Source organism: Streptococcus sp. oral taxon 071 str. 73H25AP, from assembly GCF_000146755.1.
Classification (GTDB): Bacteria; Bacillota; Bacilli; order Lactobacillales; family Streptococcaceae; genus Streptococcus; species Streptococcus oralis_T.
Map to the genome: position 1 here is coordinate 1,458,918 of NZ_GL397254.1, position 15,844 is coordinate 1,474,761.

At 41.5% G+C, this 15,844-nt stretch carries 14 protein-coding genes; 2 read left to right on the forward strand and 12 right to left on the reverse strand.

Annotation, left to right across the window (positions count from 1 at the left end; all coding sequences use genetic code 11):
- Positions 1 to 13: 13 nt before the first annotated feature.
- Positions 14 to 859, reverse strand: coding sequence for an undecaprenyl-diphosphate phosphatase (locus HMPREF9189_RS09310; protein WP_000280788.1), 846 nt, complete (start codon positions 857 to 859; stop codon positions 14 to 16).
- A gap of 60 nt (positions 860 to 919) precedes the next feature.
- Positions 920 to 2,809 (reverse strand): DUF2207 domain-containing protein, encoded by a 1,890-nt coding sequence (locus HMPREF9189_RS09315; protein ID WP_000739199.1) that lies wholly within the window; start codon positions 2,807 to 2,809, stop codon positions 920 to 922.
- A 133-nt stretch (positions 2,810 to 2,942) separates the two neighbouring features.
- On the opposite strand from HMPREF9189_RS09315, the gene HMPREF9189_RS09320 reads away from it, so the two are divergent.
- Together HMPREF9189_RS09320 and HMPREF9189_RS09325 are read left to right on the forward strand one after the other, a co-directional pair.
- A complete protein-coding gene (locus tag HMPREF9189_RS09320; protein ID WP_000732038.1) occupies positions 2,943 to 4,511 on the forward strand; it encodes an ABC transporter substrate-binding protein/permease in 1,569 nt (522 codons plus the stop codon).
- Positions 4,508 to 5,248 carry an amino acid ABC transporter ATP-binding protein gene (locus HMPREF9189_RS09325; protein WP_000193357.1) on the forward strand — a complete coding sequence of 247 codons (741 nt, stop codon included), beginning with the start codon at positions 4,508 to 4,510 and terminating at the stop codon, positions 5,246 to 5,248. The genes HMPREF9189_RS09320 and HMPREF9189_RS09325 overlap by 4 nt, the downstream gene beginning before the upstream one ends.
- A 92-nt stretch (positions 5,249 to 5,340) precedes the next feature.
- On the opposite strand, the gene HMPREF9189_RS09330 is transcribed toward HMPREF9189_RS09325, so the two are convergent.
- From HMPREF9189_RS09330 to HMPREF9189_RS09375, 10 genes are all read right to left on the reverse strand, one after another.
- Positions 5,341 to 5,556, reverse strand: a complete 216-nt coding sequence (locus tag HMPREF9189_RS09330; RefSeq protein ID WP_000241003.1) for a hypothetical protein — start codon at positions 5,554 to 5,556, stop codon at positions 5,341 to 5,343.
- Positions 5,557 to 5,662: 106 nt separating this feature from the next.
- Positions 5,663 to 6,559, reverse strand: a complete 897-nt coding sequence (locus tag HMPREF9189_RS09335; RefSeq protein ID WP_000244063.1) for an SPFH domain-containing protein — start codon at positions 6,557 to 6,559, stop codon at positions 5,663 to 5,665.
- Positions 6,560 to 6,641: 82 nt separating this feature from the next.
- Complete coding sequence (gene ilvA, locus HMPREF9189_RS09340) at positions 6,642 to 7,892, reverse strand: threonine ammonia-lyase IlvA (RefSeq protein ID WP_000947306.1); 1,251 nt, start codon at positions 7,890 to 7,892, stop codon at positions 6,642 to 6,644.
- A 79-nt stretch (positions 7,893 to 7,971) separates the two neighbouring features.
- A complete protein-coding gene (gene ilvC, locus HMPREF9189_RS09345; RefSeq protein WP_000290680.1) occupies positions 7,972 to 8,994 on the reverse strand; it encodes a ketol-acid reductoisomerase in 1,023 nt (340 codons plus the stop codon).
- 65 nt (positions 8,995 to 9,059) lie between these two features.
- Positions 9,060 to 9,536 carry an acetolactate synthase small subunit gene (ilvN, locus tag HMPREF9189_RS09350; protein WP_001253807.1) on the reverse strand — a complete coding sequence of 159 codons (477 nt, stop codon included), beginning with the start codon at positions 9,534 to 9,536 and terminating at the stop codon, positions 9,060 to 9,062.
- Positions 9,529 to 11,229 (reverse strand): acetolactate synthase large subunit, encoded by a 1,701-nt coding sequence (locus tag HMPREF9189_RS09355; protein WP_000411734.1) that lies wholly within the window; start codon positions 11,227 to 11,229, stop codon positions 9,529 to 9,531. The genes ilvN and HMPREF9189_RS09355 overlap by 8 nt, the downstream gene beginning before the upstream one ends.
- A 321-nt stretch (positions 11,230 to 11,550) precedes the next feature.
- Positions 11,551 to 13,632 carry an elongation factor G gene (gene fusA / locus HMPREF9189_RS09360; RefSeq protein ID WP_000090343.1) on the reverse strand — a complete coding sequence of 694 codons (2,082 nt, stop codon included), beginning with the start codon at positions 13,630 to 13,632 and terminating at the stop codon, positions 11,551 to 11,553.
- Between the two features lie 391 nt (positions 13,633 to 14,023).
- Complete coding sequence (gene rpsG, locus HMPREF9189_RS09365) at positions 14,024 to 14,494, reverse strand: 30S ribosomal protein S7 (RefSeq protein ID WP_000087873.1); 471 nt, start codon at positions 14,492 to 14,494, stop codon at positions 14,024 to 14,026.
- A gap of 19 nt (positions 14,495 to 14,513) precedes the next feature.
- Positions 14,514 to 14,927, reverse strand: coding sequence for a 30S ribosomal protein S12 (gene rpsL, locus HMPREF9189_RS09370; RefSeq protein WP_001142332.1), 414 nt, complete (start codon positions 14,925 to 14,927; stop codon positions 14,514 to 14,516).
- A 316-nt stretch (positions 14,928 to 15,243) separates the two neighbouring features.
- Positions 15,244 to 15,843: a response regulator transcription factor gene (locus tag HMPREF9189_RS09375; RefSeq protein ID WP_000772039.1), complete on the reverse strand. Its 600-nt coding sequence runs from the start codon at positions 15,841 to 15,843 to the stop codon at positions 15,244 to 15,246.
- Position 15,844: the final 1 nt, after the last annotated feature.

Sequence of the window (15,844 nt, forward strand, 5' to 3'; positions counted from 1 at the left end):
TTCAAGCTTTTTCTTATACAAATAAACGCACAAAACTATAAAGCAACAAGACACTACCGAGTACGATACGGTATTTACCAAAGAGTGTAAAGTCGTGCTTCTTCACATAGCTGGTCAAGAAACGAATAGCAAGCATGCTGACCGCAAAGGCAACACCCATAGCAACCAAGAGCAAGAACAGTTGCTCAAAACTCAAGAGTTGACCTGCTTTAATAAATTTGAAAATCTTTAAAGCACTGGCTCCGAACATAACAGGAATTCCGAGATAGAAGGTAAACTCTGTTACGACAGAGCGACTTGTTCCATTCAACAAACCACCAACGATAGTCGCACCTGAACGGCTCGTTCCTGGGAAGAGGGCGAGGACTTGGAAGAGCCCAATGTAAAGAGCTGTTTTATAAGGCAACTTGTCTAGCTCTGTTACTGTTGGTTCAATGGCTTGCGCCTTATTTCGTTTTTCAAGATAGATAAAGGCAACACCATAGATAATCAACATAATGGCAACCGAAACCATGTTATGGAAGTTGGCATCAAACCAATCATCTAACTTAAAGACCAATAGTAAAGGCAAGGTTGCAACGAGAACTTTTGACCACAATTGCCAAGTTCTACGAACTTCTACCTTAGTTTTACCAGGTTTGAAAGGATTAAGCTTATTAAAGTAAATGACCATAACTGCTAAAATGGCACCAAGCTGAATGACAACATTAAACATGGACATAAAGGCTTCATTTTGGTCCTTGTATTGCACAAATTCTTCAACCAAGATCAAGTGGCCAGTACTTGAAATGGGCAACCATTCCGTAATTCCTTCAACAATCCCAAAAAAGATTGACTTCAAAATTTCAATAAGATACATGTATTACTCCTTTTTCTGTCCTCTATTATAGCATAATTTCAGATTCTGTGATAGATTTTTCTAGAAGGCCCCGATGCTACCACCGCCTCCGCCTCCTGAGAATCCTCCGCCAGAACTTCCACTTCCAGAAGAGACGGAGTAGGTACTTGCTGTATTTGCAATACTAGCATAGTGGCTCATTTGAGCAGTTGAATGGTAAAACATACTGTGCCAGCCATAAGCTACATAAAGATTGATATCTGGGTTCTCGACCTGAATCTGATAAGATCTCATCAAATGGCTCACCTTGTCCGCATAACCAAATAAAGTAGCATAGACAAGGAGGCGATTCCAAAGAACAATACTCTCTAATTCTGCCTTGTCTAGATGGGCGATATCGCGAAGCATGTTTTCAAAACTAGTCCAGAGATAGTACGCTTCTAGTCCTTCTTCGTTTAAAACACCATCACGAGTATCAAATCGGGTTGTCCAATAATAGACGGCAGCTAACATCAAGCTCACAAACCCAAGGATAGGAAGTGGCAGGGAAAGATACCCGTGAGCATCCAAACTGTACAAGAACCAGCCAAAACCAACGAAAGCAGGTAGAAGTGTAGAGACACCTATCGTCAATCGCAGGATTTTTTCCCCATTACTCAGTGGACGATAATAATCTGGAAGTTGCAAAGAGGAAACCCGCTTTCTCACCCCATCCTGCATCTGCTTCAGAGCTTGCTCGAAAGAAGACTTAAGCTTACGTCCTGTTTTCTGAATCCTTTTTTCATCAGCTGCTTTTGCACCTTGGTAAAGACTAGTTGACACTTGGTAATCTGCAAACAAGTCTGAAACAAGCACTTCTTCTCTTCCTGAAAAGGCCAAATTAAGACAATCTTTTTCAAAACTTGCCAATCCTTTTTCTTTTACGACTTTTAGACGGACCTCATCTCCATTTGAGATGATTGAAATATTTCCACGGTCGATCACATCCAATAAGGTTGCCTGAACGAGTTGGTCAAAGGTGAACTTCCCTCCTCCCTTGGTCAAGGGACTGACTTCCTCTAAAGAAGTGGAGTAAACAGATTCCGATAAAACCATCGGTTCTAAGTCCATTGGCGGTTCGTAGAGACGGTGATTTTTAGCATGTTTCTTCGATGGGGAGGTTTTTCTTCGGTAAATGCGATAGAAAATGACACTAAAGACTAAAGAAAGCGAGAGTAAAAAAGGGATAACCCACGTAACCAGAGCTTTGCTTTGAGCTTTTTCAGCAGCAATGGACTCCTCTATTTTTTCAAATTCTGCTAAACGATTGCCCTTCAATCCCTGATCCAAAGCTGTTCCAAAATCTTTTCTAGGCCAATAGGCATGCAATTCAACCCCACGCTGACGAGGTAGGTTCTGCAAATGAACACGATAATCACCACCTGTCTTCTCTACCTTGCCCTCTGTAAAGAGTTTCCCTGTATGAAAGAAAAGTTTTTCAGCTCCATTAAAGCCTGTTACCCGAAACTCAAAATTTTCGATAGGTTCTGAACTATCTGTCAAGGGTTGCCAATTAAGTTCCGCGATATCATCATATAGAAATAGGAGGTTTTTTAGTTGCCATGTGATTACCACTTCAACGGTATCCCCTTCTTGGCCTGGATTATACACTTTTACAGTATACCCTTCTGTTCCTTCTATTACTTCACTATTGACATTTTCAATGGCGCTAGCATTTTTCCATACCTGAATCTTCGGACTGGAATCTATTTCAAAGCCCTTTGGCATCTTACCAGAACGGCCAAGTCCTACTAGTTGTCCATTAAAGTCTTCATCAAAATAATAGACTACTTTCTCCCTAAATTCTGCTGTATTATCTGCATGAATATACAAATCACCTTGATAAGAGCGAATCTTAAAATCAACCGCAAAAACAGAGAGTGGTAAAATACAAAACAAGCTAAATAAAAGCACGAAAAAATTCTTTTTCACAACACAATCCCCCTTTTTATCTTTGCTATCATTATATCATTTTTTATAAGTAAAGGCTTACTTGTATTGAAAATCTCACCATTTTTAGATACAATAGAGAGAAGTCATTTTTAGACCAGAAATAGGAGAAAACATGAAAAAATTATGCTTATCTATTCTTGCTAGCCTAGCCCTTACATTAGGACTAGCTAGCCAAGTCCAAGCCGACGAATATTTACGCATCGGAATGGAGGCAGCTTACGCTCCCTTCAACTGGACCCAAGACGACGATAGTAATGGTGCTGTCAAAATCGACGGTACCAACCAATATGCCAACGGCTATGATGTTCAAATCGCTAAAAAGATTGCCAAAGATCTGGGTAAGGAACCTTTGGTCGTGAAAACCAAGTGGGAAGGACTTGTTCCAGCCCTTACTTCTGGCAAAATCGATATGATCATTGCCGGTATGAGCCCAACCGCTGAACGCAAACAAGAAATTGCTTTTTCAAGCAGTTACTATACTAGCGAGCCAGTTCTATTGGTCAAAAAGGACTCTGCCTATGCGAATGCCAAATCTTTAGAGGACTTTAGCGGAGCAAAAATCACTTCTCAACAAGGTGTTTACCTTTATGATTTGATTTCCCAAATCCCTGGTGTCAAGAAAGAAACAGCTATGGGCGACTTTGCCCAAATGCGCCAAGCTCTTGAGGCTGGTGTTATTGATGCCTATGTTTCGGAACGCCCTGAAGCACTGACTGCCGAAGCCGCTAACTCTAAGTTCAAGATGGTCCAAGTAGAACCAGGTTTCAAGACTGGAGAAGAAGATACTGCTATTGCCATTGGACTTCGTAAAGATGACAGTCGTATCAGCCAAATTAATGCTAGTATTGAAACCATCTCCAAAGATGAACAAGTTGCACTGATGGATCGTATGATTCAGGAGCAACCTGCCGAAGCAACAGCAACTGAAGAAAGTAGCAGTAATTTCTTCAGCCAAGTTGCTAAAATTCTTTCTGAAAACTGGCAACAGCTCTTGCGTGGTGCAGGTGTCACTCTTTTAATCTCAATCATCGGAACTATCGTAGGTCTCATTATCGGTCTTGCCATTGGTGTCTTCCGTACGGCTCCTCTCTCTGAAAACAAAGCCATTTACGGCCTACAAAAACTAGTCGGTTGGATTCTCAATGTCTATATTGAAATCTTCCGTGGTACACCGATGATTGTTCAATCCATGGTTATCTACTATGGGACTGCTCAAGCTTTCGGTATCAATCTCGACCGGACACTGGCTGCTATCTTTATCGTCTCAATCAACACGGGTGCCTACATGACAGAAATCGTTCGTGGTGGTATTCTAGCAGTTGACAAGGGACAGTTCGAAGCTGCAACTGCTCTTGGTATGACCCACAATCAAACCATGCGTAAGATTGTCCTTCCTCAGGTTGTCCGTAATATTCTACCTGCTACTGGTAATGAGTTTGTCATCAATATCAAAGATACCTCTGTATTGAACGTTATTTCAGTTGTCGAGCTTTATTTCTCAGGAAATACTGTAGCGACTCAAACCTATCAATACTTCCAGACCTTTACCATCATTGCAGTGATTTACTTTGTCCTCACCTTCACTGTGACCCGTGTCCTACGTTTTATCGAACGCTATATGGACATGGACACTTACACTACAGGTGCTAACCAAATGCAAACGGGGGATTTGAAAAAATGACACAACCAATCCTTGAAATCAAACACCTAAAAAAATCCTATGGACAAAATGAAGTGCTAAAAGACATTTCTCTCACCGTCCATAAAGGAGAGGTTATTTCCATCATCGGAAGCTCGGGAAGCGGAAAATCAACCTTCCTTCGTTCGATTAATTTACTAGAAACACCTACAGGAGGAGAGATTCTCTATCGCGGAGAAAATGTCCTGGAAAAAGGCTATAACCTCACCCATTATCGTGAAAAGCTCGGTATGGTTTTCCAATCTTTCAATCTCTTTGAAAATCTGAATGTCCTCGAAAATACCATCGTCGCCCAAACGACTGTCCTTAAACGAGAACGCTCTGAAGCTGAAAAAATTGCCAAAGAGAATCTTGAAAAAGTTGGTATGGGAGAACGTTACTGGCAAGCCAAGCCGAAGCAACTTTCAGGTGGACAAAAGCAACGTGTAGCTATCGCTCGTGCACTCTCCATGAATCCTGACGCCATTCTCTTCGACGAACCAACATCTGCCCTTGACCCCGAAATGGTCGGAGAAGTCCTCAAAATTATGCAGGACCTAGCTCAAGAAGGCTTGACCATGATTGTTGTAACCCACGAAATGGAATTTGCTCGCGACGTCTCCCATCGTGTCATCTTCATGGACAAGGGAATCATTGCAGAAGAAGGTAAACCTGAAGAACTCTTCACGAACCCTAAAGAAGAACGGACAAAAGAATTCCTTCAGCGTTATCTCAATTAATAAATAAAGACTGCATACAGAATGCAGTCTTTTTAGTTTGTAATTGTAAAGGAAAGGCAGACTCGATTCAGAAATCTGCCTGTAACCACAGTTCAATCTTCAAATTTTTCATGATTTTTTTCATAGAAATCGATTAAACTAAGAGCTGTTTCAAATGAAATATTTTTAACTTTTGCGCGTCCTTGCGCTAGGGCAATGATAGACATTTCACGCGCATTCGTTTCTTTAGAGATACGGTAACCTGTGATCTTCTTATCACGAACCCAGCCAACAACTGCTTCTACCTTTTCAAAGTTTGACTTAACCATGTTCTTCTCCTGAATTATTCTTTACAATTCCTAATTGTATACGTTTTTATTTTATCTGTCAATAAAAAAACATATATTCATCACAACTATATTATTCTGCATATTTTTATTTGGCTTTTAAAGCCGATAATATATGAGTTCTTATATCTTCAACTCCATTAGGATTTGCTGGTAGGAAGATTGTATTATTTCCTTCTTTTTCTGCAAAATTATTCAATGTGTCTAAATACTGGTTCGTTAATAGGATAGACATGATTTGTTCTTCAGTTAGCTCAACATTAGCTCCCTTTAACTCTTTGATAGAATCAGCTAGTCCGTCAACAATTGCTTTACGCTGCTCTGCAATCCCTACACCATGTAGGCGATCTTTTTCTGCTTCTGCTTCTGCTGCGGTCACAATTTTAATCTTATCTGCTTCAGCAAGTTCTTGCGCTGCAACTCTCTTACGTTGAGCTGCGTTAATTTCATTCATGGATTGTTTTACTTCAGCATCAGGTTCAACCTTAGTAATCAGCGTTTTGACAATGATATACCCATACGTAGACATTTCTTCAGCCACTTGTTTTTGAACTTCTAAGGCGATTTCATCCTTCTTCTCAAACAACTCATCTAGGGTTAGCTTTGGTACAGATGAACGCAAAGCATCTTCAATATAGGATTTAATTTGGGCTTCTGGACGCATCAATTTATAATAGGCATCTGTGACGTTATTTTCATTCACTCGATACTGAGTTGCCACATTCATCGTCACAAATACATTATCTTGCGTCTTTGTCTCTACAACAATCTCACTTTGCAACAAGCGTAGTTGAACTCTTGCCGCAATCCTATCAATCCCAAAGGGAGCCCGCAAATGGATACCACTATTGCTCAACTTTTGGTATTTACCAAAGCGTTCTATGATAGCGACAGATTGTTGTCGAACCACATATACAGAACTAATCGTAATCACTGATGCAATCACCACTAAAAACAATAAAACAAGTAAAATTTGTAAAACCATGGGAATCTCCCCCTTTCATCACCCTCATTATAACACCATCGTTATCATTACGCAAATAATATGATAATAATTTTATTTTAGTTTAAACTAACATGTTATACAATGTTTCGTTTCCATTCAAATTAATATAAGACGGGTCAAACTTTTCCATACGATGAATCAATCCAGCATAATCATGCTTATTGGCAAGAGCAATCCCAATCAATACAGGGCCTGTCCCCTTGCTTGCTCGTTTGATATATTCAAAACGAGTGATGTCATCATTTGGCCCCAAAATGTCATTTACAAACTCTCGGAGAGCTCCTGGGCGCTGTGGGAAATTCACTACAAAGTAATGCTTGATTCCATCGTAAATCAAGGCACGTTCTTCCATCTCTGGCATGCGGTTGATATCGTTATTTCCTCCAGAAATAATACAACAAATCGTCTTGCCTTTGATATAGTCTGATAAAACTTCCAAGGCTGCAACACTAGCAGCCCCGGCTGGTTCTGCTACAATTCCTTGTTTGGAATAAAGATCAATCAAGGTTTCAGAAATCAAGCCCTCGTCCACCCCAATCAGCGTTTCAACATTCTGACGGGTCGCTTCATAGGTTAATTGTCCAACTTTCTGTACAGCTATCCCATCAGCAAACTTATCAATTTCTTTGAGTTTAACTGGTCCCCCAGCCTCAAAGGCAGCTTTCATAGAGCGGGCTCCATTGGCTTCTACCCCAATCACTTCAATAGTCGGGTTGGTTTCCTTAATATAAGTAGAAACACCGGCAATCAATCCGCCACCGCCTACTGGTACAAGTACTGTATCAAAATCAATAGACTCTTTACGGGCTTCTTCAAGAATCTCATAAGCTACTGTTCCTTGACCAGCCTGAACATGCGCATCATCAAAAGGATCAATGAAGGTGCGGCTTTCAGAAACTGTAAATTCTTGTGCTGCCTTAGCAGAAGCATCAAAGGTATCCCCAACTAACTTAATTGTCACAAAATCACCACCAAAAAAGCGGACCTGTCCAATCTTTTGTTGAGGTGTTGTGATGGGCATAAAGATGGTTGCAGGAATTTTCATCTCATTACAAGTATAGGCGACACCTTGGGCGTGATTTCCTGCAGAGGCACAGACTACACCACGCTCACGTTCTTCTTTTGTTAATTGAGAAATGGCATAATAGGCTCCGCGAATCTTAAAGGAACGAACACGCTGGGCATTCTCCTTCTTCAAATAAATCTTAGCACCATACTTCTCCGATAAATAATGATCATAATCAAGTGGAGTATTGACTACTACACCACTCAATACTTTGTGGGCTTTCACCACGTCTTTTGCACTTAGCATTGTCTCCTCCTCAAATACTTTTTAAGATAAAAAGCGAGTCAGGTACCCCCAACTCGCCTTCTGTTTTTCTTCACAAGAATTAGTTATAGATTTTGAATGCGTCGTCGTCGTTTTTACCAACGAAAGGCATTGCTTTACGCAATTCAGCACCAACTTTTTCAATTTCAAGGTTAGCTGCTTGTTCACGGTAAGCAGTCAATTTTGGACGTCCAGCCTTGTAGTCATTTACAAAGTCATTTGCAAATTTACCATTTTGGATATCTGCCAAAACAGCTTTCATATTTTCTTTGACTTGCTCAGTAATCACACGTGGACCTGATACATAGTCACCGTATTCAGCAGTGTTAGAAATTGATTGACGCATTTTCTTGAATCCACCTTCATAGATCAAGTCAACAATCAATTTCATTTCATGAAGAACTTCAAAGTAAGCCAATTCTGGGGCGTATCCTGCTTCTGTCAAGACTTCAAAGCCTGCTTCGATAAGGGCAGTCAAACCACCACAAAGTACGGCTTGTTCACCAAACAAATCTTCTTCAGTCTCTTCTTTGTAAGTTGTTTCAAGCAAACCAACACGAGCTGCTCCAACACCTTTACACCAGTCCATAGCAATGTTTTTAGCATTTCCTGTAGCGTCTTGGTAGACTGCATAAAGAGCTGGAACACCAAATCCTTCTTCGTAAGTACGACGTACCAAGTGTCCTGGTCCTTTAGGGGCACACATGAAGACATCCACGTCTGCAGGTACTTTGATAAATTCAAAGTGGATATTGAAACCATGAGCAAATCCAACTGCATTTCCAGCTTCCAAGTTTGGAGCGATTTCTGCTTCGTACAATTCTTGTTGGATTTCGTCTGGTGCCAAGATCATGATAACGTCAGCCAATTTAGTTGCTTCTGCTACTGTATAAGTGTCAAATCCATCTTCTTTTGCTTTGTCAAAAGATTTACCATGACGTACACCGATGATGACATCACGACCTGAGTCACGCAAGTTTTGCGCATGCGCATGTCCTTGTGAACCATAACCGATTACGGCGATTTTTTTACCATCAAGCGCTGCTACTTTAACATCTTTTTCGTATTCCATTTGAACTGCCATAGTTTTTCTCTCTTTTCTATTTTTTATTGCCTCATAGGCTGGTTTAACAAATTTAAGTTGGATTTTTAGTCGCGGGTAAATCCAGTTGCACCCGTACGAGCGATATTTTTAATACCGTATGGTCGAATCACTCGCAATAAAGCTTCACTCTTTTCAGCATTTCCAGTCATCTGGATAGTGATGGAGCTTGGAGCCACATCTACTACCGTTGCACGGAAAGGTTGGATAATGGCCAAGATTTCTGCACGTTTTTCAGCAGGAGCAGATATCTTCACCAAGATAACTTCTCTTTCCAAGTGTGGTTTATCTGTGATATCTCGAATGCGAATCACATCAATCTGTCGATTCAGTTGTTTAATGATTTGCTCTACTTCATCATGAGAAGCTACATCAATAATGATGGTGATACGAGATACATTGGGGTTCTCTGTCGCACCAACTGAGATACTCTCAATGTTGACCTGACGACGAGATAGGACACCTGTAAAGCGATTGAGGACTCCCGAACGATTTTGTAGTTTTGCAGTTAACATTCTACGCATGGAACTTCACCCCCAACATCTCATGATTGCTCTTACCAGCCGGTACCATCGGTAAAACCTGTTCCTTACGAGAAATATCCACCTCGATAAACATCGGCGCATCCTCCAGAATGACTTCTAGATCCTTCTCTATCGTCTCTGGATTATCAAATTTATAGTTTTTGATGCCGTAAGCCTGTGCCATCAGCTGGAAGTCAGGAAGTGTATCAAAGACTGACTCGGAAGTTCTACCCTCATAGAAGGATTCCTGCCACTGACGAACCATTCCTAGGGAGTGGTTATTCAGCATCACGACCTTAATCGGTACCTTGTAAATGTTCAAAATAGCTAGTTCTTGGTTGGTCATTTGGAAGCCACCATCACCGACAAAAAGGATAACCTCTTTTTCTGGATTTGCAATCTTGGCTCCAATAGCTGCAGGAACTCCGAAGCCCATGGTACCCAAGCCACCTGAAGTTACCAATTGACGTTCATTCTGATATGGGTAATACTGAGCTGTCCACATTTGGTGTTGACCAACGTCTGTGACAACAATGGCATCTCCATTTGTCAATTCACCGATTCGTTCAATAACAGCCTGGGGTTGAACCACACGTTCTTTCTTATCATAAGAACGAACGCGGTTCTTGTCTTTAGTGACTTTTTCAATCCATTTTTCGGTATTGTTATGAACAGTTGGCTCTGCCAACAACATCTGCAAGGCTTTCTTAGCATCCCCCACCACAGGAATATCTGCACTGATAATCTTACCAATCTCAGCTGGGTCAATATCAATGTGAGCAACCTTAGCATTCTTCGCGAAGGTCTTGGGATTTCCAGTCAATCGGTCATCGAAACGGCAACCAATACTAATCATAAAGTCCGCTTCAGTCATTGCAATGTTGGCCGCGAAAGAACCGTGCATGCCTCCCATCCCTAGGAAGAGGGGATGACTCGTTGCAATCGTACCTTGCCCTAAAAGACTGGTCACGACTGGAATTTGGTAACGTTCAGCAAACTCACTGAGTTCTGTAGCTGCTTCTGCATAACTAACTCCACCACCTGCCAATAAAACAGGTTTCTTGGCTTTTGACAATTGCTTCAAGATTTTCTTGATTTGCATGTCATTTGGCTCTAGAGTCGGTTGATAACTTGGCAAATTCACTTCGGGTGAATAGATGAAATCTGTCTCTAAGGCAGATACGTCTTTTGGTAGGTCAATCACGACGGGCCCTGGACGACCTGTCGTTGCGATATGGACAGCTTCCCTAATGATGCGAGGAATATCTGCCGTCTCACGAACTTGGTAATTGTACTTAGTGATTGGCATGGTAATGCCCACGATGTCTGCCTCCTGAAAGGCATCCTTCCCAATCCCTGCACGCGCCACCTGACCTGTAAAGACCAAAAGGGGAACGCTATCGCTCATGGCATCTGCAATCCCTGTAATGGCATTTGTAGCTCCCGGTCCACTCGTGACGACAGCAACACCCAACTTTCCAGTTGATTTGGCATATCCTTCAGCTTCGTGCAAACAACCTTGCTCATGGCGTCCTAGAATGTGGCGAATGCCTTTAAAATTATATATCGCATCATAAAAAGGCAAGACTGCACCACCAGGATAGCCAAATATGGTATCAATTCCTAAATCACGAAGTGTTTCCAAAACTAGGTCCGACCCCGTCTTAGGAGATTCTAAACTGATTTTCTCCATTGTTCCCCTTTCTCTTCTCTTAAAAATAGCTTGTTACTATCATACCATTTTTTCAAAATTTTTCAAGATAAAAGAAGCAATTTTCTGAATTTTCTATCTAAAAGTGTATTTATGAATCTTTTTCTCATTTTTATTAACTTTTCTACGGAATTAGGAACCTTTATTTACTTTAATTTATCAAATTAGAATATTTTCTTTCTGGATAAAATTAGTAACTCTCTCACTTAGCGACCAAATTTGTATACTATATTCAGCAAAAATGAATAGTTAAAGACAAAAAAAGGAAGCCACTAAGTGACTTCCTTCTATTGCGAAGACAGATTATTCTTCACCTTTGTTTTTCTTAATGATTTCTTCTTGTACTGACTTAGGTACATCTTCGTAGTGGTCAAATACCATCATGAATGTACCACGTCCTTGAGATGCAGAACGAAGAACTGTTGCGTAACCGAACATTTCAGCAAGTGGAACGTAAGCACGAACGATTTGGCTGTTACCGTGCGCTTCCATACCATCTACACGTCCACGACGAGCAGTTACGTGACCCATAACATCACCAAGATTTTCTTCTGGAACAGTGATGGTTACAAGCATCATTGGTTCAAGGATAGCTGGTTGTGCAGTCTTAGCAGCTTCTTTAAGGGCAAGTGAAGCCGCGATCTTGAAGGCAGTTTCAGATGAGTCGACATCGTGGTATGAACCATCGTAAAGCTTAGCTTTAACGTCAACCATTGGGTAACCTGCAAGAACACCGTTAGCCATAGATTCTACCAAACCTTTTTCAACCGCTGGGATAAATTCACGAGGAACCACACCACCGACGATTGCGTTTTCGAATTCGAATCCTTTTCCTTCTTCGTTTGGAGTAAATTCAATCCATACATCACCGAATTGACCTTTACCACCAGACTGACGTTTGAAGAATCCACGTGCTTGAGTAGAAGCGCGGAATGTTTCACGGTAAGATACTTGAGGAGCACCTACGTTCGCTTCAACTTTAAACTCACGACGCATACGGTCAACAAGGACGTCAAGGTGAAGCTCACCCATACCTGAGATAACTGTTTCACCAGTTTCAACGTTTGTTTCAACACGGAATGTTGGATCTTCTTCAGCCAATTTTTGAAGGGCGATACCCATCTTATCTTGGTCTGCTTTAGATTTTGGCTCAACCATCAATTGGATAACTGGTTCTGGAACATCGATTGATTCAAGAATGATTTTAGCTTTTTCATCAGTCAATGAGTCACCAGTTGTCGTATCTTTCAAACCAACGGCAGCTGCGATATCACCTGAGTAAACAGTGTCGATTTCTTGGCGGCTGTTAGCGTGCATTTGAAGGATACGTCCGATACGTTCACGTTTACCTTTAGAAGTATTCAATACGTATGAACCTGATTGAAGAACACCTGAGTAAACACGGAAGAACGTCAAACGACCTACGAATGGGTCTGTCATGATCTTGAAGGCAAGAGCTGCGAATGGCTCTTCGTCAGATGCTGGACGAGTTTCTTCTTCATCTGTATCTGGGTTAACACCTTTGATCGCTGGGATGTCAAGTGGGCTTGGAAGGTAGTCGATAACCGCATCAAGCATCAATTGAACCCCTTTGTTTTTGAAGGCAGAACCACACAATACTGGGAAGAATTCAACATTGATAGTAGCTTTACGGATACCCGCTTTCAATTCTTCGTTAGTGATTTCTTCACCTTCGAGGTATTTCATCATCAAATCTTCATCAGTTTCAGCAACTGCTTCGATCAATTTTTCACGGTATTCTTGTGCTTGTTCAAGATATTCAGCTGGGATATCCTCTTCAAGAATATCTGTACCAAGGTCGTTTGTATAGATTTCAGCTTTCATCTTGATCAAGTCGATGATACCACGGAAATCATCTTCAGCACCGATTGGCAATTGGATTGGGTGTGCGTTTGCTTGAAGACGGTCGTGGAGTGTGCTTACTGAGTAAAGGAAGTCAGCACCGATTTTGTCCATTTTGTTGGCAAATACGATACGTGGAACTCCGTACTCAGTTGCTTGACGCCAAACTGTTTCAGTTTGAGGCTCAACACCTGATTGTGAGTCAAGAACAGTAACCGCACCGTCCAATACACGAAGAGAACGTTGTACTTCAATTGTGAAGTCCACGTGCCCTGGTGTGTCGATGATGTTTACGCGGTGGTTGTTCCATTGAGCTGTTGTCGCAGCAGATGTGATAGTGATACCACGTTCTTGCTCTTGCTCCATCCAGTCCATTTGTGACGCACCTTCGTGAGTTTCACCGATTTTGTGGATTTTACCAGTGTAGTAAAGAATACGCTCAGTAGTTGTTGTTTTACCGGCATCGACGTGAGCCATGATACCGATATTACGAGTTTTTTCAAGTGAAAATTCGCGTGCCATGAGGTTTGTTTCTCCTATTTATTTTTAATTTCTATTCTATTATAACACGATTTTAATAAAAACGGATAGGCAGGACCTACCCGTTCTCAATGTTTATCTTGTTTTTGTTGGTTTCAACTTGTAGACAAGTTGAATTGAACTCGGGCTAAAGTTAGCTAGCCGATTTGAGCCGGAACGGGATGCTGTGTGAAAAAGATAAACTTCCTTGTATTCGTCGAATACTGCGTCAGTTTCCTATTTTCACCTTGCATCCTTACCGTTCCTAGCATCATGATCTAGTTGAGCTCAAGCTAAAAGTCTGGAGAAAAAGATGAATCTCATTGGTTGCAATCGCAACCTGCTTCGATTCCCTATTTTCTCTGGGACTTTCTTAACGCTTTCGCATCCTATCTTACCAACGGAAGTGTGCGAAGGCACGGTTAGCTTCAGCCATACGGTGAGTGTCTTCACGTTTCTTAACTGCTGCACCAGTGTTGTTCGCAGCATCCAAGATTTCTTTTGCAAGACGGTCTTGCATTGTGTGTTCACCACGAAGGCGAGCGATGGTTACCAACCAACGAAGTCCAAGTGTTGTACGACGTTCTGGACGAACTTCAACTGGGACTTGGTAGTTAGATCCACCAACACGACGTGCACGTACTTCAAGTACAGGCATGATGTTTTCCATAGCTGTTTCAAATACTTCAAGTGCATCGTTACCAGTAGCTTCTTTGATTTGCTCAAAAGCACCGTAAACGATTGAAGCAGCTGTACCACGTTTACCATCAAGCATAACGCGGTTGATAAGACGAGTAACTAGTTGTGAATTGTAAAGCGGATCTGGCAATACGTCACGTTTTGGAGCTCTATTTTTACGACTCATTTCTCTTTATCCCCTTTCCTTATGCTTTTGGACGTTTAGTACCGTATTTAGAACGGCCTTGTTTACGATCGTTAACACCTGCAGTATCAAGTGCACCACGGACGATATGGTAACGTACCCCTGGAAGGTCTTTTACACGTCCACCACGAAGAAGCACCACGCTGTGCTCTTGCAAGTTGTGTCCGATACCTGGGATGTAGGCAGTAACTTCGATAAGGTTGCTCAAACGTACACGAGCGAATTTACGAAGGGCAGAGTTAGGTTTTTTAGGTGTCATTGTTCCCACACGAGTTGCAACACCACGTTTTTGTGGTGAAGAAACGTTTGTTTGAACTTTTTTATGACTGTTGTAACCAACGTTCAAAGCTGGTGATTTAGATTTTTCTACTTTTGATTTACGCGGTTTGCGAACCAATTGGTTAATTGTAGGCATCTACATTCTCCTGTGTTTTTTTATTTTTGGTGATGATACACTTGGTGACAGCTACCATCTGTGTGTACTTTTGCAACATTTGTCAGCACGTCCCTGTACACTTTTGAGAGACCAAAAGTAAAAAGTACCGTCTATTATTGTAACACATTTTTTCTTTCCTTGTCAATATTTTTTTCGTTTTTATTCTGATCTTTTATCTCTTTGACACTAGTTCTAACCGCTTTTCTAAACCAAAAAGGAGGCAAAATTGCCTCCTCCTTTCTTGTATGGATTTCCTTCGATTAAACATTCGTTTGAGATGTTTTTAGCATTCTTATCAAAGCCAACCTGATTCTTTTGCGATGTTGGCTGCCTCTGTTCGATTGCCTGCATTTAGCTTGGAAAGAATATTAGTGACATAGTTTCGGACAGTTCCGTTTGATAGATAGAGTTGGTCTGCAATCTCTTGATTGGATAATCCCTGAGCGATTCCCTTTAAGACAGCAATCTCTTGTTCTGTCAATGGATTGGGATGCGTCATAACCACTTCCATCAATTCAGGCGAATACTCCTTGCGCCCTTCGAGGACAGTGTGCAAGGTTTGCATGAGGTCTGCAATGCTTCTTTCTTTCAAGACATAGGCATCCACTCCTGCCTTAATCGCGCGTTCAAAATAGCCGGGGCGCTTGAAGGTCGTTACTACAACTACCTTTGTTTCTAGCTTTTCTGCTCGTATCCACTCCAAGACTTCGAGGCCTGTCTTAGCAGGCATTTCTACGTCAAGGATGGCGATATCTACAGACTCCTTTTCTAAGAGTTGGATGGCTTCTTGTCCATTCTTGGCTTGTAGGACAGACTCCACATCCGCTTGAAAGGCTAGCAACTGGCACATGGCATCTCGCAACATACTTTGGTCTTCTGCAACAAGTAGTTTCATC

Excerpts from the sequence above, each read along its gene's own strand:
- HMPREF9189_RS09310 (WP_000280788.1), bottom strand. The coding sequence starts at position 859 with ATGTATCTTATTGAAATTTTGAAGTCAATCTTTTTTGGGATTGTTGAA.
- HMPREF9189_RS09320 (WP_000732038.1), top strand. The coding sequence starts at position 2,943 with ATGAAAAAATTATGCTTATCTATTCTTGCTAGCCTAGCCCTTACATTA.
- HMPREF9189_RS09325 (WP_000193357.1), top strand. The coding sequence starts at position 4,508 with ATGACACAACCAATCCTTGAAATCAAACACCTAAAAAAATCCTATGGA.
- HMPREF9189_RS09330 (WP_000241003.1), bottom strand. The coding sequence starts at position 5,556 with ATGGTTAAGTCAAACTTTGAAAAGGTAGAAGCAGTTGTTGGCTGGGTT.
- HMPREF9189_RS09335 (WP_000244063.1), bottom strand. The coding sequence starts at position 6,559 with ATGGTTTTACAAATTTTACTTGTTTTATTGTTTTTAGTGGTGATTGCA.
- ilvA (WP_000947306.1), bottom strand. The coding sequence starts at position 7,892 with ATGCTAAGTGCAAAAGACGTGGTGAAAGCCCACAAAGTATTGAGTGGT.
- ilvC (WP_000290680.1), bottom strand. The coding sequence starts at position 8,994 with ATGGCAGTTCAAATGGAATACGAAAAAGATGTTAAAGTAGCAGCGCTT.
- ilvN (WP_001253807.1), bottom strand. The coding sequence starts at position 9,536 with ATGCGTAGAATGTTAACTGCAAAACTACAAAATCGTTCGGGAGTCCTC.
- HMPREF9189_RS09355 (WP_000411734.1), bottom strand. The coding sequence starts at position 11,229 with ATGGAGAAAATCAGTTTAGAATCTCCTAAGACGGGGTCGGACCTAGTT.
- fusA (WP_000090343.1), bottom strand. The coding sequence starts at position 13,632 with ATGGCACGCGAATTTTCACTTGAAAAAACTCGTAATATCGGTATCATG.
- rpsG (WP_000087873.1), bottom strand. The coding sequence starts at position 14,494 with ATGAGTCGTAAAAATAGAGCTCCAAAACGTGACGTATTGCCAGATCCG.
- rpsL (WP_001142332.1), bottom strand. The coding sequence starts at position 14,927 with ATGCCTACAATTAACCAATTGGTTCGCAAACCGCGTAAATCAAAAGTA.
- HMPREF9189_RS09375 (WP_000772039.1), bottom strand. The coding sequence starts at position 15,843 with ATGAAACTACTTGTTGCAGAAGACCAAAGTATGTTGCGAGATGCCATG.